The 19,341-nt window shown below is 70.8% G+C and carries 15 protein-coding genes; 1 reads left to right on the top strand and 14 read right to left on the bottom strand.

The features are described 5' to 3' along the window. The first annotated feature begins 127 nt into the window (after window positions 1-127). Window positions 128-1,075 carry a M56 family metallopeptidase gene (locus TU30_RS04655; RefSeq protein WP_042164933.1) on the top strand — a complete coding sequence of 316 codons (948 nt, stop codon included), beginning with the start codon at window positions 128-130 and terminating at the stop codon, window positions 1,073-1,075. Between the two features lie 223 nt (window positions 1,076-1,298). Here TU30_RS04655 and recQ read toward each other — a convergent pair whose 3' ends face one another. The 14 genes from recQ to TU30_RS04585 form a co-directional block, all read right to left on the bottom strand. Then, window positions 1,299-3,350, bottom strand: coding sequence for a DNA helicase RecQ (gene recQ / locus TU30_RS04650; protein ID WP_042164931.1), 2,052 nt, complete (start codon window positions 3,348-3,350; stop codon window positions 1,299-1,301). Window positions 3,351-3,604: 254 nt separating this feature from the next. Then, window positions 3,605-5,254 (bottom strand): NADH-quinone oxidoreductase subunit NuoN, encoded by a 1,650-nt coding sequence (gene nuoN / locus TU30_RS04645; protein ID WP_042164928.1) that lies wholly within the window; start codon window positions 5,252-5,254, stop codon window positions 3,605-3,607. Continuing rightward, the gene (locus TU30_RS04640; RefSeq protein ID WP_042164926.1) at window positions 5,251-6,822 is read right to left on the bottom strand and encodes an NADH-quinone oxidoreductase subunit M; all 1,572 of its coding nucleotides are present in this window, start codon (window positions 6,820-6,822) and stop codon (window positions 5,251-5,253) included. Before TU30_RS04640 ends, nuoN begins: the two co-directional genes overlap by 4 nt. A 5-nt stretch (window positions 6,823-6,827) precedes the next feature. Then, window positions 6,828-8,801 carry an NADH-quinone oxidoreductase subunit L gene (nuoL, locus tag TU30_RS04635; protein WP_042164925.1) on the bottom strand — a complete coding sequence of 658 codons (1,974 nt, stop codon included), beginning with the start codon at window positions 8,799-8,801 and terminating at the stop codon, window positions 6,828-6,830. Window positions 8,802-8,816: 15 nt separating this feature from the next. After that, a complete protein-coding gene (nuoK, locus tag TU30_RS04630) occupies window positions 8,817-9,116 on the bottom strand; it encodes an NADH-quinone oxidoreductase subunit NuoK (protein ID WP_003974374.1) in 300 nt (99 codons plus the stop codon). Then, a complete protein-coding gene (locus tag TU30_RS04625; RefSeq protein ID WP_042164923.1) occupies window positions 9,113-9,955 on the bottom strand; it encodes an NADH-quinone oxidoreductase subunit J in 843 nt (280 codons plus the stop codon). Before TU30_RS04625 ends, nuoK begins: the two co-directional genes overlap by 4 nt. Then, window positions 9,952-10,611, bottom strand: a complete 660-nt coding sequence (gene nuoI, locus TU30_RS04620; protein WP_042164922.1) for an NADH-quinone oxidoreductase subunit NuoI — start codon at window positions 10,609-10,611, stop codon at window positions 9,952-9,954. The genes TU30_RS04625 and nuoI overlap by 4 nt, the downstream gene beginning before the upstream one ends. Then, window positions 10,604-11,986 carry an NADH-quinone oxidoreductase subunit NuoH gene (gene nuoH, locus TU30_RS04615; protein ID WP_042164921.1) on the bottom strand — a complete coding sequence of 461 codons (1,383 nt, stop codon included), beginning with the start codon at window positions 11,984-11,986 and terminating at the stop codon, window positions 10,604-10,606. Before nuoH ends, nuoI begins: the two co-directional genes overlap by 8 nt. Then, window positions 11,983-14,508 (bottom strand): NADH-quinone oxidoreductase subunit G, encoded by a 2,526-nt coding sequence (locus tag TU30_RS04610; RefSeq protein WP_042164920.1) that lies wholly within the window; start codon window positions 14,506-14,508, stop codon window positions 11,983-11,985. Before TU30_RS04610 ends, nuoH begins: the two co-directional genes overlap by 4 nt. Further along, complete coding sequence (nuoF, locus tag TU30_RS04605; RefSeq protein WP_042164919.1) at window positions 14,505-15,851, bottom strand: NADH-quinone oxidoreductase subunit NuoF; 1,347 nt, start codon at window positions 15,849-15,851, stop codon at window positions 14,505-14,507. The genes TU30_RS04610 and nuoF overlap by 4 nt, the downstream gene beginning before the upstream one ends. Beyond that, window positions 15,851-16,711, bottom strand: a complete 861-nt coding sequence (gene nuoE, locus TU30_RS04600) for an NADH-quinone oxidoreductase subunit NuoE (RefSeq protein ID WP_042164918.1) — start codon at window positions 16,709-16,711, stop codon at window positions 15,851-15,853. Before nuoE ends, nuoF begins: the two co-directional genes overlap by 1 nt. Further along, entirely contained in the window at window positions 16,708-18,039 is a 1,332-nt protein-coding gene (locus TU30_RS04595; RefSeq protein WP_042164917.1) for an NADH-quinone oxidoreductase subunit D, read from the bottom strand. Before TU30_RS04595 ends, nuoE begins: the two co-directional genes overlap by 4 nt. Continuing rightward, window positions 18,036-18,785: an NADH-quinone oxidoreductase subunit C gene (locus tag TU30_RS04590; RefSeq protein WP_042164916.1), complete on the bottom strand. Its 750-nt coding sequence runs from the start codon at window positions 18,783-18,785 to the stop codon at window positions 18,036-18,038. The genes TU30_RS04595 and TU30_RS04590 overlap by 4 nt, the downstream gene beginning before the upstream one ends. Further along, window positions 18,782-19,336: an NADH-quinone oxidoreductase subunit B family protein gene (locus TU30_RS04585; protein ID WP_042164915.1), complete on the bottom strand. Its 555-nt coding sequence runs from the start codon at window positions 19,334-19,336 to the stop codon at window positions 18,782-18,784. The genes TU30_RS04590 and TU30_RS04585 overlap by 4 nt, the downstream gene beginning before the upstream one ends. Between the last annotated feature and the right edge of the window lie 5 nt (window positions 19,337-19,341).

Genomic DNA, 19,341 nt, shown 5'->3' with positions numbered 1-19,341 from the left:
CTCCGCGCCGCGCACCCACGCCCGGACCCGCGCGTCACACGCCGGACGCCCTCCGCACGTCCCGCACGGCCGCACGTCCCCGCACCACCCGAAGCCGCCCCTTCCGACAGGATCCGGAGCCCGTGGCATGACCGGCACGACCCTCTGCCTGCTTCTGCTGAGCGTTGTCGCCGTGACGGCCGCCTGGCCCGTCCCCCGTGCGCTGACCCGGGCGAACTGGCCGGAGCGGGAACCGGTGGTGGCCCTGTGGGTCTGGCAGTGTCTGGTCGCCACGGTCCTGTTGTGCTGCCTGACCGCCCTGGCCCTGGGTGCCGCCGCCGTCTTCGGCACCGTCCGCGCCCAGCTCTTCGCCCCGGCCCCGCCCGCGGTGACCGCGGCGTACGACCTGTCCGCCGCCCCGCCCTGGGCGGCCGCCCTCACCCTGCTGCTGGCCTGCGGCGCGGCCTGGACCACGGCCGTGCTCGGGCGGGAACTGGCCGATGCCCGCCGGCACCGCGCCCGGGTCCGCGCACATCTGCTCGAGCGCGCCCCCGACCTGCCCGCCGGCCTCCCCGTCGCCCGCGGCCCCCTGCTGGTGCTCGAGGACGAGTACCCCGACGCCTGGTGGATGCCGGGCAGCCCGCCCCGGCTGATCGTCACCACCGGCGCCCTGCACCGCCTCACCGACCACCAGATCGACGCCGTCCTCACCCACGAACGCGGCCACGCCCGAGCCCACCACGACTGGCTGCTGCACCTCTCCACCGCCCTGGCCACCGGCTTCCCCCGGGTCCCGCTCTTCGCCCACTTCTGCGAGCAGACCCACCGCCTGGTCGAGCTCGCCGCCGACGACACCGCCTCCCGCCGCTGCGGCCACCTGACCACGGCACTGGCGCTGATCGAGCTCAACCGGCACCGCGGCGTCCTGTCCTGCGCCTCCAGCCACCGCCTGCTCGGCGAGCGCGTCGACCGCCTTCTGAGGCCGCCGCCCCGCTTCGGCCGCCGCGACCGCGCCCTGACGACGACGGCGGCGGCCCTGGTTCCCCTCCTCCCCCTCCTGATCACCTTCGCCCCGGGCCTCACCGCCCTGCCGTAGGGCCCGTCCGGCGGATCACGCCGAAGCCGGGGAGAGACCGGAACGCCCTCCCCGAGCTCCCGCGGCTCCTCCCCCTCCCGGCTCACTCGAGTGAGCCCGTGCGCGGGCCCCCTGCGTCGGGGGCGGCCCTGTCGCGTCGGCGCCCTTTCCCGTCTCGCAGCCGCACGCGTCGGCCCCCGCCGGTCACCTCCGGCTCCGCCGACAGGACCGGACGGCCGCCGGGTCACACCCAGTCGTCGGGCTCCGGCTCGGTGTCCCTCTCCGGCCAGTCGTCGTCGGACACGGCCCCGGCGTGGTCCCGGCCCGGGTCACCGGCGCCGGCCCGGCCGAAGCCGCCCTCCGCGGCCCCGGCCGGGCCCTGCGCACCAGCCGGTGCTCCGTCCGGTGGCCCGCCCAGCGCCGCGAGCACCCCCACCACGCCCTCCCCGTACGTCGTGAGCTTCTTCTCGCCCACCCCGCTGATCCCGCCGAGCTCGGCGACCGAGCCGGGCCAGACCGTGACGATCTCGCGGAGCGTGGCGTCGTGGAAGATGACGTACGCGGGGACGCCCTGCTCCCGGGCCTGTTCGGCACGCCAGGCGCGCAGCGCCTCGAAGGCCGGCAGGAGGTGTTCGGGCAGCTCGGCCGCCGCGGCCCCGGCCTTGCCCTTCCCGGAGCCCGATGCCCCCGGGGCTCCCGACCGGGAGGTCGCCGGCTTCTTCGGCTCCTTGCGCAGCGGCACCTCCCGCTCGCGCCGCAGCACGGTCCCGCTGTCCTCGGTCAGCACCAGCGTGCCGTAGTCCCCCTCGACCGCGAGCAGCCCCTGGGCCAGCAGCTGCCGGACGACGCCCCGCCACTCGGCCTCGCCGAGATCCTCACCGATCCCGAACACGGAGAGCTGGTCATGGTCGAACTGGATGACCTTGGCCGTGCGCCTGCCCAGCAGGATGTCCACGATCTGCACCGCGCCGAACTTCTGCCCGCGCTCCCGCTGCAGCCGGACCACCGTCGACAGCACCTTCTGGGCCGCGACGGTGCCGTCCCACGTCTGGGGCGGGGTGAGGCAGGAGTCGCAGTTGCCGCAGCCCGCCGGGTCGGGGGTGTCCTGGCCGAAGTAGGCCAGGAGCTGCCCGCGCCGGCACCGGACCGTCTCGCACAGGGCGAGCATCGCGTCCAGGTGCCGGCCCGCCCGCCGCCGGAAGGCCTCGTCCCCCTCGCCGGACTGGATCAGCTTGCGCTGCTGTATGACGTCGTTGAGGCCGTACGCCATCCAGGCGGTGGACGGCAGTCCGTCGCGGCCCGCGCGGCCCGTCTCCTGGTAGTAGCCCTCGACGGACTTGGGCAGGTCGAGGTGGGCGACGAACCGGACGTCCGGCTTGTCGATGCCCATGCCAAAGGCGATGGTGGCCACCACGACCAGGCCCTCCTCCCGCAGGAAGCGGGACTGGTGCGCGGCACGCGTCCCCGCGTCCAGTCCGGCGTGGTACGGCACCGCCTCGACGCCGCTTCGGCTGAGGAACTCGGCGGTCTTCTCCACGGAGTTGCGGGACAGGCAGTAGACGATGCCCGCGTCGCCCGCGTGCTCCTCCCGCAGGAAGTTCAGCAGCTGCTTTTTGGGGTCGGCCTTGGGCACGATCCGGTACTGGATGTTGGGCCGGTCGAAGCTCGCGACGAAGTGCCGGGCGTCCGGCATGGCCAGCCGCTCGGTGATCTCCCGGTGCGTGGCGTGCGTGGCCGTCGCGGTGAGCGCGATCCGGGGCACGTCCGGCCAGCGCTCGCCGAGCAGCGACAGGGAGAGGTAGTCCGGCCGGAAGTCGTGCCCCCACTGGGACACGCAGTGCGCCTCGTCGATCGCGAAGACGGAGATCTTCCCCCGTGACAGCAGTTCCAGCGAGCTGTTCAGCCGCAGCCGCTCCGGCGCGAGGTACAGCAGGTCCAGCTCGCCGGCGAGGAACTCGGCCTCCACGACGCGCCGCTCCTCGAAGTCCTGCGTGGAGTTCATGAACCCGGCGCGCACGCCAAGCGCCCGCAGCGCGTCCACCTGGTCCTGCATCAGCGCGATCAGCGGGGAGACGACGACTCCCGTGCCCGGTCTGACCAGCGACGGAATCTGGTAGCACAGCGACTTGCCGCCACCGGTCGGCATGAGCACCACGGCGTCCCCGCCCGCGATCACATGCTCGATCACCGCCTCCTGCTCACCGCGGAAGGCGTCGAATCCGAACACCCGCTGCAGGGTCGCCAGCGCCTCGTTCTCCGTCACTGCCATGCCACCACTACCGTCCGTCCCACCCATCGCCCTGCCCCCGTACGACCGCTCGCGGCCACCGCGTCCACCGCGGCCGTTCTCGACCACTGCGTCCACGATAGGCGCCCGGGCCGACATCCCCGGAGTTGTCCACAGATCGACGCCCCGGACCTGTCCACCGGCCCCCGGACCCGTCGTACCCGCGTACCGCTGTGCGCAGGGGGCGCGTTCCGCCGGGCACGGCAACGGCCCGGCACCCCCCGAGCGGGTGCCGGGCCGCCCTGCCGTCGGCGGGCGCCGGGTCAGCGCACGAACACCCCCGCGTTCCCCGCCAGCTCCAGGAAGTACTGCGGCGCGACGCCCAGCACCACCGTGACCGCCACGCCCAGCCCGATCGCCGTCATCGTCAGCGGTGACGGCACCGCGACGGTCGGGCCCTCGGGCCGCGGCTCGCTGAAGAACATCAGGACGATCACCCGGATGTAGAAGAACGCCGCGATCGCCGACGCGATCACACCGACCACGACCAGCGGGACCGCGCCGCCCTGGGCCGCCGCCTTGAACACGGCGAACTTCCCGGCGAAGCCCGACGTCAGCGGAATGCCCGCGAAGGCGAGCAGGAACACCGCGAACACGGCCGCCACCAGGGGCGAACGGCGGCCCAGCCCAGCCCACTTGGACAGGTGCGTCGCCTCGCCGCCCGCGTCCCGCACCAGCGTCACCACCGCGAACGCGCCGATCGTCACGAACGAGTACGCCGCCAGGTAGAAGAGGACGGACGAGATGCCCTCCGGCGTGGTCGCGATGACACCCGCGAGGATGAAGCCCGCGTGCGAGATCGCCGAGTACGCCAGCAGCCGCTTGATGTCGGTCTGGGTGATCGCGACGATCGCGCCGCCCAGCATGGTGACGATCGCGACGGCCCACATGACCGGCCGCCAGTCCCAGCGCAGGCCGGGGAGCAGGACGTACAGCACCCGCAGCAGGGCACCGAACGCGGCCACCTTGGTCGCCGCCGCCATCAGGCCCGTCACCGGGGTCGGCGCGCCCTGGTAGACGTCCGGCGTCCACATGTGGAAGGGGACGGCACCGACCTTGAACAGCAGGCCCGTGATCAGCAGGCCCGCGCCCACCAGGAGGAGCACGTCGTTGCCCATGGTGTTGACGAGCGCCGGGTCGACCTCCGCGATCGTGCCGTCGACGACCTGCGCGATCGTCGCGTACGACATCGAGCCCGCGTAGCCGTACAGCAGCGCGATGCCGAAGAGGAGGAACGCGGAGGCGAACGAGCCGAGCAGGAAGTACTTGACCGCGGCCTCCTGCGAGATGAGCCGCTTGCGGCGGGCCAGCGCGCAGAGCAGGTACAGCGGCAGGGAGAGGACCTCCAGGGCCACGAACAGCGTCAGCAGGTCGTTGGCCGCGGGGAAGACCAGCATGCCGGCGACCGCGAAGAGCAGCAGCGGGAACACCTCGGTGGTGGTGAACCCGGCCTTGACGGCCTTCTTCTCGCCGTCGCTGCCCGGCACGGACGCGGCCTGCGCGGCGAAGGAGTCGACCCGGTTGCCGTGCGCCTGCGGATCGAGTCTGCGCTCGGCGAAGGTGAACAGGCCGACCAGGGCGGTCAGCAGGATCGTGCCCTGCAGGAACAGGGCGGGTCCGTCGACGGCGATCGCGCCCATGGCCACGATGCCCGCCTTGGTGGTGCCGTACCCGTCGGCGGCGAGCGCCACGACCGCGGCGAACGCAGCGACGAGCGCGGCCGACGCGACGGCCATCTGTACGTAGTAGCGGGATCTGCGCGGTACGAAGCCCTCGATCAGGATTCCCAGGACCGCCGCACCGACGACGATCAGGGTGGGCGCGAGCTGCGCGTACTCGATCTTCGGCGTGTCGATCTTCGCGATCGGTTCGGCCGCGGTTGTCCACAGGCTGTGGACGGCTGACATGTTCACTTGGCCGCCTCCGCCTCGGGCCGGGGGTCCTTCTGCTGGACGTCGGACATGGTCTGCTTCACCGCCGGGTTCACGATGTCCGTGAGGGGCTTCGGGTAGACGCCCAGGAAGACCAGCAGCACGATCAGCGGCGCGGCCACGGCGATCTCACGCACCCGCAGGTCGGGCATCCTGGCGAGCTCGGGCCTGAGGGGGCCCGTCATCGTCCGCTGGTAGAGGACGAGGGTGTAGAGCGCGGCGAGCACGATGCCGAAGGTGGCGATGACGCCGATCACCGGATAACGCGTGAACGTGCCGACCAGGACCAGGAACTCGCTGACGAACGGCGCGAGCCCGGGCAGCGACAGCGTCGCCAGGCCGCCGATCAGGAACGTGCCGGCGAGTACCGGCGCGACCTTCTGCACCCCGCCGTAGTCGGCGATGAGCCGCGAGCCGCGCCGCGAGATGAGGAAGCCGGCCACCAGGAGCAGGGCGGCGGTCGAGATACCGTGGTTGACCATGTAGAGCGTCGCCCCGGACTGGCCCTGGCTGGTCATCGCGAAGATGCCCATGATGATGAAGCCGAAGTGCGAGATCGACGCGTACGCGATCAGCCGCTTGATGTCCCGCTGGCCGACCGCGAGCAGCGCTCCGTAGATGATGCTGATGACCGCCAGCACCATGATCGCGGGGGTCGCCCACTTGCTCGCCTCCGGGAACAGCTGGAGGCAGAAGCGCAGCATCGCGAAGGTGCCCACCTTGTCCACGACGGCCGTGATGAGCACGGCGACGGGCGCGGTGGACTCCTGCATGGCGTTGGGCAGCCAGGTGTGCAGCGGCCACATCGGCGCCTTCACCGCGAAGGCGAGGAAGAAGCCGAGGAACAGCCAGCGTTCGGTGCTCGTCGACATCTCGAGCGAGCCGTTGGCCCGCGCCTCGGCGATCTCGGTGAGCGAGAAGTTCCCGGCGACCACGTACAGCCCGATCACCGCGGCCAGCATGACCAGACCGCCGGCCAGGTTGTAGAGCAGGAACTTGACCGCCGCGTACGACCGCTGGGTCGCCGCCGCCTTCTCACCGTGCTGGTGGGCCCGGTCCCCGAAGCCGCCGATGAGGAAGTACATCGGGATCAGCATGGCTTCGAAGAAGATGTAGAAGAGGAAGACGTCGGTGGCCTCGAAGGAGATGATCACCATCGCCTCGACGGCCAGGATCAGGGCGAAGAAGCCCTGCGTCGGCCGCCACCTCCTGCTGCCCGTCTCCAGGGGATCGGCGTCGTGCCAGCCCGCGAGGATGATGAACGGGATCAGCAGGGCGGTCAGCGCGATCAGCGCGACCCCGATGCCGTCCACCCCCAGCTCGTAACGGACTCCGAAGTCCGCGATCCAGGCGTGCGATTCGGTGAGCTGGTAGCGGTCGCCGTCCGGGTCGAAGCGCACCAGGACGACGACCGCCAGCACCAGGGTGGCGACCGAGACCAGCAGGGCCAGCCACTTGGCGGCGGTGCGCCTCGTGGCCGGTACGGCGGCCGTGGCGATCGCCCCGATGGCCGGGAGCGCCGCCGTCGCTGTCAGCAGAGGAAAGGACATCGGTATCAGACCGCCCTCATCAGCAGGGTCGCGGCGACCAGGACGGCCGCGCCCCCGAACATCGAGACCGCGTAGGACCGCGCGAAGCCGTTCTGCAGCCTGCGCATCCGCCCGGACAGGCCGCCGAACGAGGCCGCCGTTCCGTTGACGACGCCGTCGACCAGGGTGTGGTCGACGTATACCAGGGAGCGTGTGAGGTGCTCGCCGCCGCGCACCAGGACCACGTGGTTGAAGTCGTCCTGGAGCAGGTCGCGCCGGGCGGCCCGGGTGAGCAGCGACCCGCGCGGGGCGAGCGCCGGGACCGGGCGGCGCCCGTACTGGCCCCAGGCGATCGCCACGCCGACGACCATGACCGCCACCGTGGACAGCGTGACCGTCAGGGCGCTGATCGGCGCGTGTCCGTGGTCGTGCCCGGTGACGGGCTCCAGCCAGTGCACGAACCGGTCGCCGATGCCGAAGAACGCGCCGGCGAACACGGAACCGAAGGCGAGCACGATCATCGGGATCGTCATGCTCTTCGGCGACTCGTGCGGGTGCGGGGGCGCGTACTCGCCCCGGGTCTGCGCGGCCGGCTCCACCACGGGCTCGGCCGGGGACGGTGTCGGAGCCTTCCGCCAGCGCTCCTCCCCGAAGAACGTCATCAGCATCACGCGCGTCATGTAGTACGCGGTGATCGCGGCGCCCAGCAGGGCCACGCCGCCGAGGATCCAGCCCTGGGTGCCGCCCTTGGCGAACGCCGACTCGATGATCATGTCCTTGGAGAAGAAGCCGGACAGGCCCGGGAATCCGATGATGGCGAGGTAGCCGAGCCCGAAGGTGACGAACGTGACCGGCATGTACCTGCGCAGTCCGCCGTAGCGGCGCATGTCGACCTCGTCGTTCATGCCGTGCATGACCGAACCCGCGCCGAGGAACAGCCCGGCCTTGAAGAAGCCGTGCGTCACCAGGTGCATGATCGCGAAGACGTAGCCGATGGGGCCGAGGCCCGCCGCGAGCACCATGTAGCCGATCTGCGACATCGTCGAACCGGCCAGCGCCTTCTTGATGTCGTCCTTCGCGCAACCGACGATCGCACCGAACAGCAGCGTGACCGCGCCGACGACGGTGACGACCAGTTGCGCGTCCGGGGCGCCGTTGAAGACGGCGCCCGAGCGGACGATCAGATAGACGCCCGCGGTCACCATGGTCGCGGCGTGGATCAGGGCCGAGACCGGGGTCGGGCCCTCCATCGCGTCCCCGAGCCAGGACTGCAGCGGCACCTGGGCGGACTTGCCGCAGGCTGCGAGCAGCAGCATGAGGGCGATCACGGTGAGCTTGCCCTCGTCGGCGGCGCCGGCCAGCCCGGCCTCGTCGTGGCTGCCGAGCACCGGCCCGAAGGCGAAGGTGCCGAACCACAGGAACATCAGCATGATCGCGATCGACAGGCCCATGTCGCCGACCCGGTTGACCAGGAAGGCCTTCTTCGCCGCGGTCGCGGCGCTGGGCTTGTGCTGCCAGAAGCCGATCAGCAGGTAGGAGGCGAGACCGACGCCCTCCCAGCCGACGTACAGCAGCAGGTAGTTGTCGGCGAGGACGAGGATCAGCATCGCCGCGAGGAACAGGTTCAGATAGCCGAAGAAGCGGCGACGCCGCTCGTCGTGCTCCATGTACCCGATCGAGTACAGGTGGATGAGCGAGCCGACGCCGGTGATCAGCAGCACGAACGTCATCGACAGCTGGTCGAGCCGGAAGGCGACGTCGGCCTGGAATCCCTCCACCGGGATCCAGCTGAACAGATGCTGCGTCAGGGTGCGGTCGTCGGCGGCGCTGCCCAGCATGTCGGCGAAGAGGACGACGCCGACCAGGAAGGACGCGGCGGCGAGCACCGTGCCGATCCAGTGGCCGACGGCGTCCAGCCGGCGGCCGCCGCACAGCAGGACCACAGCTCCGAGCAGGGGCGCCGCCACCAGCAGCGCGATCAGGTTCTCTGGATTAGTCACGGTTCTAGCGACCCCTCACAGCTTCATCAGGCTGGCGTCGTCGACCGAGGCCGAGTGGCGGGAACGGAACAGGGACACGATGATCGCCAGTCCGACCACGACCTCCGCCGCGGCGACGACCATCGTGAAGAAGGCGATGATCTGGCCGTCGAGGTTGCCGTGCATGCGGGAGAAGGCGACGAACGCCAGGTTGCAGGCGTTGAGCATCAGCTCGATGCACATGAAGACGACGATCGCGTTGCGCCGGATGAGGACACCGGTGGCGCCGATCGTGAACAACAGGGCCGCGAGGTAGAGGTAGTTGACCGGGTTCACTTCGATGCCTCCTCGGCCCGCTTCGACGGCGCCGGCTCGATCGCCGTGCGCTCGAGCCGCTCCTCGGAGCGCCGCTCCAGCGACCGCAGGTCGCTGAGCGCCTCCTGGGACACGTCCCGGATCTGGCCGCGCTCGCGCAGCGTGCTGCTGACCGTGAGGTCGGACGTGGTGCCGTCGGGCAGCAGGCCCGGGATGTCCACCGCGTTGTGCCGGGCGTACACGCCCGGGGCCGGCAGCGGCGGGAGCTGCTTGCCCTCGCGGACGCGCTCCCCGGCCAGCTCCCGCTGGGTCTTGGCCCGTTCGGTGCGCTCGCGGTGGGTGAGCACCATGGCGCCGACGACGGCCGTGATGAGCAGGGCGCCGGTGATCTCGAAGGCGAAGACGTACTTGGTGAAGATGAGGGCGGCGAGGCCCTCCACGTTGCCGTTCGCGTTCGCCTGCCCGATGCCGTTGAACTCGGTGAGCGCCGCGTTGCCGATGCCGCCGACGAGCAGGATGCCGAAGCCCAGCCCGCACAGCAGGGCGAGCCAGCGCTGGCCCTTGATGGTCTCCTTCAGGGAGTCCGCCGCGGTGACACCGACCAGCATCACCACGAACAGGAACAGCATCATGATCGCGCCGGTGTAGACGATGATCTGGACGACGCCCAGGAAGTAGGCGCCGTTGGCGAGGTAGAACACCGCCAGGATGATCATGGTCCCGGCGAGGCAGAGCGCGCTGTGCACGGCCCGCCGCATCAGGATCGTGCACAGCGCGCCGATCACGGCGACCGTGCCGAGGATCCAGAACTGGACGGCCTCTCCGGTGGAGGTGGAGTAGGCGGCGAGGTGCTCGGTCATCCCCGGATCACCTTCTCCGACGCCGGTTCGTCCTCACCGAAGGTCGAGTCGGCCTCCTGCACGGCCTCGCCCCCGGAGGAGGCCGCCTGCCGCTCGGTACCGGGGGCGGCCTCGGTGACCAGGCCCCGGTAGTAGTCCTGTTCGTCGGTGCCCGGGTACATGGCGTGGGGGCTGTCGACCATGCCCTCCTCCAGACCGGCGAGCAGCTGCTCCTTGGTGTAGATGAGGTTGGCGCGGCTGGAGTCGGCCAGCTCGAACTCGTTGGTCATCGTCAGCGCGCGCGTGGGGCACGCCTCGATGCACAGGCCGCACAGGATGCAGCGGGCGTAGTTGATCTGGTAGACGCGGCCGTACCGCTCGCCGGGCGAGTAACGCTCCTCCTCGGTGTTGTCCGCGCCCTCGACGTAGATCGCGTCGGCGGGACAGGCCCAGGCGCACAGCTCGCAGCCGACGCACTTCTCCAGGCCGTCCGGATGGCGGTTGAGCTGGTGCCGTCCGTGGAAGCGCGGGGCCGTGGTCTTCTGCTGCTCCGGGTACTGCTCGGTCAGCCGCTTCTTGAACATGGCCTTGAAGGTCACACCGAAGCCGGCCACGGGGTTCTGGAAGCCGGGCTTCGACTGCCCGGCCTCCTTGGGCTCCTTGGGCTCCTCAGCCATCGGACGCCTCCTTTCCATCCAGAGATCCGTCACTGTGGGTATCGGGCCCGCCGCTGGCGACGAGCTCCCGCTCCCGGCGCGGACGGCGTCGCGGCACCGGCGGGAGCTCCTGTCCGGGCAGCGGCGGTACGGGGAACCCGCCTGCCATCGGGTCGAAGGCGGCCGGTTCCCCGCCCGCTCCCCCGGCCCCCTCGGCGTCCTCGGCGTTCTTGCCCTTCGCCCGGAACATGTCGACGGCGAAGGACAGCAGCAACAGGGCAAGGACTCCGGCGGCGATGTAGAGGGCGATGTCCGCGAAGCCGTAGTTCTCGTTCCTCAGGACCCGCACCGTGGCGACGGCCATCAGCCACACCAGGGAGACCGGGATGAGGACCTTCCAGCCGAGCTTCATCAGCTGGTCGTACCGCACGCGCGGGAGCGTGCCGCGCAGCCAGACGAACATGAACAGCAGCAGCTGGACCTTGACGACGAACCAGAGCATCGGCCACCAGCCGTGGTTCGCGCCCTCCCAGAAGGTGCTGACCGGCCACGGAGCGCGCCAGCCGCCCAGGAAGAGGGTGACGGCGACGGCCGAGACGGTGACCATGTTGATGTACTCGGCGAGCATGAACATCGCGAACTTGATCGACGAGTACTCCGTGTTGAAGCCGCCGACCAGGTCGCCCTCGGACTCCGGCATGTCGAAGGGGGCGCGGTTGACCTCGCCGACCATCGTCACGATGTAGATGAGGAAGGAGACCGGCAGCAGCAGGATGTACCAGCGGTCGGCCTGCTGCTCGACGATCGTCGACGTCGACATCGACCCCGAGTAGAGGAACACCGAGGCGAAGGCGGCCCCCATGGCGATCTCGTAGGAGATCATCTGCGCGCACGAGCGCAGCCCGCCCAGCAGCGGGTACGTGGATCCGGAGCTCCAGCCGGCGAGGACCAGGCCGTAGATACCGATCGAGGCGACCGCGAGGATGTAGAGCAGCGCGACCGGCAGGTCGGTGAGCTGCATCGTGGTCCGCTGGCCGAAGATCGAGATCTCGTTGCCGGACGGCCCGAAGGGGATCACCGCGATCGCCATGAAGGCCGGGACGGCCGCGACGATCGGCGCCAGGATGTACACCGCCTTGTCGGCGCGTTTGACGACGACGTCTTCCTTGAGCATCAGTTTCACGCCGTCGGCGAGCGACTGGAGCATGCCCCAGGGACCGTTGCGGTTCGGGCCGATGCGCAGCTGCATCCAGGCGACGATCTTGCGTTCCATCACGATGGCGATCAGCACCGTCACCATGACGAAGGCGAAGCAGAAGACCGCCTTGATCACGACCAGCCACCAGGGGTCGCGGCCGAACATCGAGAGGTCTTCAGCGGCGAAGTACAAGCTCATGCCTCCACCTCCTGGGGGGCCTCGCCGGCGAGTGACGCCGGGCCGATACGGACGAGGGCGCCGGGCAGTGCCCCGGTGTCGGAGGCCACGCCGCCGCCGGCGGAGTTCAGCGGGAGCCACACCACGCGGTCGGGCATCTCGGTGACGCTCAGGGGCAGGTCGACCGTCCCCGCGGGGCCGGTCACGGCGAGCGGGTCGCCGTCCTTGACGCCGACCTCGGCGGCCGTGGCGGCCGACACGCGTGCGTGCGCGGCGTGCCGGGTACCGGCGAGCGCCTCGTCGCCCTGTTGCAGGAGTCCCTGGTCCAGCAGCAGCCGGTGCCCGGCGAGCACCGCCTCCCCGGCGGCCGGCCGGGGCAGCGCGCCCGCCCTCTCCCGGGGCTCGGTGGCCCGCGGGCCCTCCCAGGCGCCGAGCCGCTCGAGCTCCGCGCGGACGGTGCGCAGGTCCGGCAGGCCCAGGTGCACGTCCATGGCGTCGGCCAGCATGTGCAGCACGCGCGCGTCGGCCGGCGGCAGGGTGCGGGTCATCTGGTCGGGCTTGAGCGCCGACGCGAAGGGCCGGACCCTGCCCTCCCAGTTGATGAAGGCGCCGGCCTTCTCGACGACGGCGGCCACCGGCAGCACCACGTCGGCGAGTTCGGTGACCTCGCTGGGCCGCAGTTCCAGCGAGACCACGAAACCGGCCTCGGCCAGTGCCGCACGCGCGCGCGCCGGGTCGGGCAGGTCGGCGACCTCCACGCCCGCGACCAGCAGCGCCTGCAGCTCGCCGCTCGCCGCGGCCCCGACGATCTCGCCGGTGTCGCGGCCGTAGCGGTGCGGCAGGGCGGCGACGCCCCAGACGGCGGCGACCTCCTCCCGCGCGCGCGGGTCGGTCGCCGGGCGCCCGCCCGGCAGCAGCGACGGCAGCGCGCCCGCCTCGACGGCGCCCCGCTCCCCGGCGCGCCGCGGGATCCACACCAGCCGGGCGCCGGTCGCGGTGGCGATGCGTACGGCGGCGGTCGGGCCGCCCTCGACGGCGGCGATCCGCTCGCCGACGACGATCACCGCGCCCTCGGCCCGCAGCGCCTCGGCGGCCCTGGCCCCGTCGCCCTCCAGGCCGACCCCGCTCGCGAGTGCGTCCAGCCATTCGGTCTCGGTGCCGGGAGCCGCCGGCAGCAGTGTGCCGCCGGCCTTCTCCAGGCCGCGCGTGGCGTGCGTGGCCAGCGAGAAGGTCCGCTGCCCGTGCGTACGCCATGCCTTGCGCAGCCGCAGGAAGACGCCGGGCGCCTCCTCCTCGGCCTCGAACCCGACCAGCAGGACGGCGGGCGCCTTCTCCAGCGAGGAGTACGTGACGCCGTCGGTCGCGTCCCGGCCGGACGCGTCCCCGAGGTCACGTCCGCGGCCCGCGACCCGCGCGGCGAGGAAGTCCGCCTCCTCGACGCTGTGCACGCGCGCGCGGAAGTCGATGTCGTTGGTGTCGAGGGCCACCCGCGCGAACTTGCTGTACGCGTAGGCGTCCTCGACGGTGAGCCGGCCGCCGGTCAGGACACCGGTGCGGCCGCGGGAGGCCAGCAGGCCCTGGGCCGCGATCTGCAGCGCGTCGGGCCAGGAGGCCGGCTCCAGCGCGCCCTCGGCGTTACGGACGAGCGGGGTCCGCAGCCGGTCCCGCTGCTGCGCGTACCGGAACCCGAAGCGGCCCTTGTCGCACATCCACTCCTCGTTGACCTCGGGGTCCTCGGCGGCGAGCCGCCGCATGACCTTGCCGCGCCGGTGGTCGGTGCGGGTGGCGCAGCCGCCGGCGCAGTGCTCGCACACCGACGGCGAGGAGACCAGGTCGAAGGGGCGGGAGCGGAACCGGTAGGCCGCCGAGGTGAGCGCGCCGACCGGGCAGATCTGGATGGTGTTGCCGGAGAAGTACGACTCGAAGGGGTCGCCCTCACCGGTGCCGATCTGCTGGAGCGCGCCCCGCTCGACCATCTCGATCATCGGGTCGCCCGCGATCTGGTTCGAGAACCGGGTGCAGCGGGCGCACAGCACGCACCGCTCGCGGTCGAGCAGCACCTGGGTGGAGATCGGCACGGGCTTCTCGTAGGTCCGCTTCTTGCCGTCGAAGCGGGACTCCGGGTTGCCGTGCGACATCGCCTGGTTCTGCAGCGGGCACTCGCCGCCCTTGTCGCAGACCGGGCAGTCCAGCGGGTGGTTGATGAGCAGCAGCTCCATCACGCCGTGCTGGGCCTTCTCGGCGACGGGCGAGGTGAGGTGGCTCTTCACCACCATCCCGTCGGTGCAGGTGATGGTGCAGGAGGCCATGGGCTTGCGCTGGCCCTCGACCTCGACGATGCACTGGCGGCAGGCACCGGCCGGGTCGAGGAGGGGGTGGTCGCAGAACCGGGGGATCTCGATGCCGAGCTGTTCGGCGGCCCGGATGACCAGGGTGCCCTTGGGCACGCTGATCCCGGCGCCGTCGATCGTCAGCGTGACGAGGTCCTCCGGCGGGACCGCCGCCTCTCCCCCGCCGGAGGGAGAGCTGGTGGTCACAGTCATGCGTGCACCTCCGTACGGTCGGCCCAGGCCGTCGACTTGGCCGGGTCGAACGGGCAGCCACGGCCCGTGATGTGCTGCTCGTACTCCTCACGGAAGTACGCGAGCGAGGAGAAGATCGGCGAGGCGGCGCCGTCGCCGAGGGCGCAGAACGCCTTGCCGTTGATGTTGTCGGCGATGTCGTGCAGCTTGTCGAGGTCGGACATGTGGCCCTTGCCCGCCTCGATGTCGCGCATCAGCTGCACCAGCCAGTACGTGCCTTCGCGGCAGGGTGTGCACTTGCCGCAGGACTCGTGGGCGTAGAACTCGGTCCAGCGGGTGACGGCCCGCACGACGCAGGTCGTCTCGTCGAAGCACTGGAGGGCCTTCGTGCCGAGCATGGAACCGGCGGCGCCGACTCCCTCGTAGTCGAGGGGGACGTCGAGGTGCTCGTCGGTGAACATGGGCGTCGAGGAGCCGCCCGGCGTCCAGAACTTCAGGCGGTGCCCCGGCCGCATGCCGCCGCTCATGTCGAGCAGCTGGCGCAGCGTGATGCCCATCGGGGCCTCGTACTGGCCGGGGCGTGCGACGTGGCCGCTGAGGGAGTAGAGGGTGAAGCCGGGCGACTTCTCGCTCCCCATCGAGCGGAACCACTCCTTGCCCCGGTTCATGATGGCGGGAACCGACGCGATCGACTCGACGTTGTTCACCACGGTCGGGCACGCGTAGAGGCCCGCGACGGCGGGGAAGGGGGGTCGGAGCCGCGGTTGGCCACGGCGGCCTTCGAGCGAGTCGAGCAGCGCGGTCTCCTCACCGCAGATGTACGCGCCGGCGCCGGCGTGCACGGTGAGGTCGAGGCCGAGTCCGCTGCCCAGCGCGTTCTCGCCGAGGACGCCCGCCGCGCGGGCCTCGCGCACGGCCTCGTGCAGCCGCCGCAGTACGGGGACGACCTCACCCCGCAGGTAGATGAAGGCGTGGGACGACCTGATGGCGTAACAGGCGATGGCGATGCCCTCGATGAGGCTGTGCGGGTTCGCGAAGAGGAGCGGGATGTCCTTGCAGGTTCCGGGCTCCGACTCGTCGGCGTTGACCACCAGATAGTGTGGTTTTCCGTCCCCCTGCGGAATGAACTGCCATTTCATTCCCGTCGGGAAGCCGGCGCCTCCGCGCCCCCGCAGACCGGACTCCTTGACGTACGCGATGACGTCGTCGGGTGACATGGCGAGCGCCTTGCGGAGCCCCTCGTACCCCCCGTGCCGCTTGTAGACGTCCAGGGTCCAGGACCTGTCCTCGTCCCAGAAGGCCGACAGCACGGGTGCGAGCAGCTTCTCCGGTCCGGTGTCCTTGAGTTCGGGTGCCAAGGTCATCACTCCCCCTCCTCGGCTGCGGGTCCGGCCGGGTGCGTCGGATCGGAGGCCGACGTGTCCTGCGGCGCGTCGTGCGAGCTGAGGTGTTCCGCCGGTGACGGGTCGTGCGGCGGGGTCTCCCGGGGCGCCTCACCGCGCGGGTGCACCACGCGGGCGGGTGCGGTCTCCCCCTTGGCCAGCTTCAGGCCGGCCAGGGAGGGGGGTCCCGCGCTTCCCGTGGCCTCGACGGCGCCGTCCCGCTCGTCGGGGAAACCGGCCAGGATCCGGGCGGTCTCCTTGAAGGTGCACAGGGGCGCCCCGCGGGTGGGCGAGACGGGGCGGCCGGCCCGCAGGTCGTCGACGAGGCGCTTGGCGCTCCGCGGGTCCTGGTTGTCGAAGAACTCCCAGTTGACCATCACGACGGGTGCGAAGTCGCAGGCCGCGTTGCACTCGATGTGCTCGAGGGTGACCTTGCCGTCGTCGGTGGTCTCGCCGTTGCCGATGCCCAGGTGCTCCTGGAGCTCCTCGAAGATGGCGTCGCCGCCCATGACGGCGCACAGGGTGTTGGTGCACACGCCGACCTGGTAGTCACCGCTCGGCCGGCGCCGGTACATGGAGTAGAAGGTGGCGACGGCGGTGACCTCGGCCGTGGTCAGGCCGAGCGTGTCCGCGCAGAACTGCATCCCGGTGCGCGTGACGTGGCCCTCCTGGGCCTGCACGAGGTGCAGCAGCGGCAGGAGGGCCGACCGGGAGTCCGGGTAGCGGGCGATGATCTCGCGCGCGTCGGTCTCCAGCCGGGCCCGGACGTCGTCCGGGTAGGCGGGCGGGGGCAGGTGGGGCATGCCCAGGCTGACGCCCCGCTCCGAGGATGAGGTGGTCACCGGTCGACGCCTCCCATCACGGGGTCGATGGATGCGACGGCGACGATGACGTCGGCGACCTGGCCGCCCTCGCACATCGCCGCCATGGCCTGCAGGTTGGTGAAGGACGGGTCGCGGAAGTGGACCCGGAAGGGGCGGGTGCCGCCGTCGGAGACGACGTGCGCCCCGAGCTCGCCCTTGGGTGACTCGACGGCCGCGTACACCTGTCCGGGCGGTACGCGGAAACCCTCGGTGACCAGTTTGAAGTGGTGGATCAGGGCCTCCATGGAGGTGCCCATGATCTTCTTGATGTGGTCGAGGGAGTTGCCCAGTCCGTCCGGGCCCATGGCGAGCTGGGCGGGCCAGGCGATCTTCTTGTCGGCGACCATGACCGGTCCGGGCTGGAGCCGGTCCAGGCACTGTTCGACGATGCGCAGTGACTGGCGCATCTCCTCCAGCCGGATCAGGAAGCGGCCGTAGGAGTCGCAGGTGTCCGCGGTGGGGACCTCGAAGTCGTACGTCTCGTACCCGCAGTACGGCTGCGTCTTGCGCAGGTCGTGCGGCAGTCCGGTGGAGCGCAGGACCGGGCCGGTCGCCCCGAGGGCCATGCAGCCGGCCAGGTCCAGGTGGCCGACCTCCTGCATGCGGGCCTTGAAGATGGGGTTCCCGGTGGCGAGCGCGTCGTACTCCGGGAGGTTCTTGCGCAGCTTCTTCACCAGCTCGCGGATCTGGTCCACCGCGCCGGGCGGCAGGTCCTGGGCGAGTCCGCCGGGGCGGATGTACGCGTGGTTCATCCGCAGGCCGGTGATGAGCTCGAAGGCGTCGAGAATGAGTTCACGATCACGGAATCCGTAGATCATGATCGTGGTGGCGCCGAGTTCCATGCCTCCGGTGGCGATGCACACCAGGTGGGAGGAGAGCCGGTTCAGCTCCATCAGGAGCACACGGATGACCGAGGCGCGGTCGGGGACCTGCTCCTCGATGCCGAGGAGTTTCTCCACTCCGAGGCAGTACGCCGTCTCGTTGAAGAACGGCGTCAGGTAGTCCATGCGCGTCACGAAGGTGGTGCCCTGGGTCCAGGTCCGGTACTCGAGGTTCTTCTCGATGCCGGTGTGCAGGTAGCCGATGCCGCAGCGGGCCTCGGAGACCGTCTCGCCGTCGATCTCCAGGATCAGGCGGAGCACACCGTGCGTGGACGGGTGCTGCGGGCCCATGTTGACGATGATGCGCTCGTCGTCGCTGCGCTGCGCCGTCTCGACGACCTCGTCCCAGTCTCCGCCGGTGACGGTGTAGACGGTGCCTTCCGTGGTCTCGCGTGCGGAGGCGGCGGACGTGTTCGACGTGCTCATGAGTACGACCTCCGCTGGTCCGGGGCCGGGATCCGGGCGCCCTTGTACTCGACGGGGATCCCGCCGAGGGGGTAGTCCTTGCGCTGCGGATGCCCCTGCCAGTCGTCCGGCATCAGGATCCGCGTGAGGGCCGGGTGACCGTCGAAGACGATGCCGAAGAAGTCGTACGTCTCGCGCTCGTGCCAGTCGTTCGTCGGATAGACGGAGCACAGTGACGGGATGTGCGGGTCGCTGTCGGGAGCGCTGACCTCCAGGCGGATCAGCCGGTTGTGGGTGATCGAGCGCAGGTGGTAGACGGCGTGCAGCTCGCGGCCCTTGTCACCGGGATAGTGCACGCCGCTGACGCCGGTGCACAGTTCGAAGCGGAGCGCGGGGTCGTCGCGCAGGGTCGTCGCGACCCGGAGCAGGTGCTCGCGCTCGATGTGGAAGGTGAGTTCGCCGCGGTCGACGACCGTCTTCTCGATGACGTTGCCGGGGAGCAGGTCCTGCTCCTCCAGCGCGCCCTCCAGTTCGTCGGCCACCTCGTCGAACCATCCTCCGTAGGGGCGGTTCGAGGCTCCCGGGAACCGGATCGAGCGGACCAGGCCGCCGTAGCCGGAGGTGTCGCCGCCGTTGTCGGCGCCGAACATGCCGCGCTGGACGCGGATCTCCTCACCGCCCTCGCCCCGCTGGCCGGGGAGGTTCTCGGCGGAGAGGTCCCTCTCGGGGTTCGTGCCGTCGCCCGCGGTGTCGTTCGCGTCGCTCATCGCAGCAGCCCCTTCATCTCGATGGTGGGCAGGGCCTTGAGCGCCGCCTCCTCCGCCTCGCGGGCCGCCTCCTCGGCGTTCACCCCGAGCTTGGAGCCCTGGATCTTCTGATGGAGCTTGAGAATGGCGTCCATCAGCATCTCGGGCCGGGGCGGGCAGCCGGGCAGGTAGATGTCGACCGGGACGACGTGGTCGACGCCCTGGACGATCGCGTAGTTGTTGAACATGCCGCCCGACGAGGCGCAGACCCCCATGGAGATCACCCATTTGGGGTTCGGCATCTGGTCGTAGACCTGTCGCAGCACCGGCGCCATCTTCTGGCTGACCCGGCCGGCCACGATCATCAGGTCCGCCTGCCGCGGCGAGCCGCGGAAGACCTCCATGCCGAAGCGCGCCAGGTCGTAGCGGCCGGCGCCGGTGGTCATCATCTCGATGGCACAGCAGGCGAGTCCGAACGTGGCCGGGAACATGGACGACTTGCGCACCCAGCCCGCGGCCTGCTCGACGGTGGTCAGCAGGAATCCGCTCGGCAGCTTTTCTTCGAGTCCCATGGTCA

The organism is Streptomyces sp. NBRC 110035 (assembly GCF_000829695.1).
Classification (GTDB): domain Bacteria; phylum Actinomycetota; class Actinomycetes; order Streptomycetales; family Streptomycetaceae; genus Streptomyces.
The sequence above is the reverse complement of the archived record's forward strand: the minus strand, read 5'-3'. Positions and strand labels throughout refer to the sequence as shown.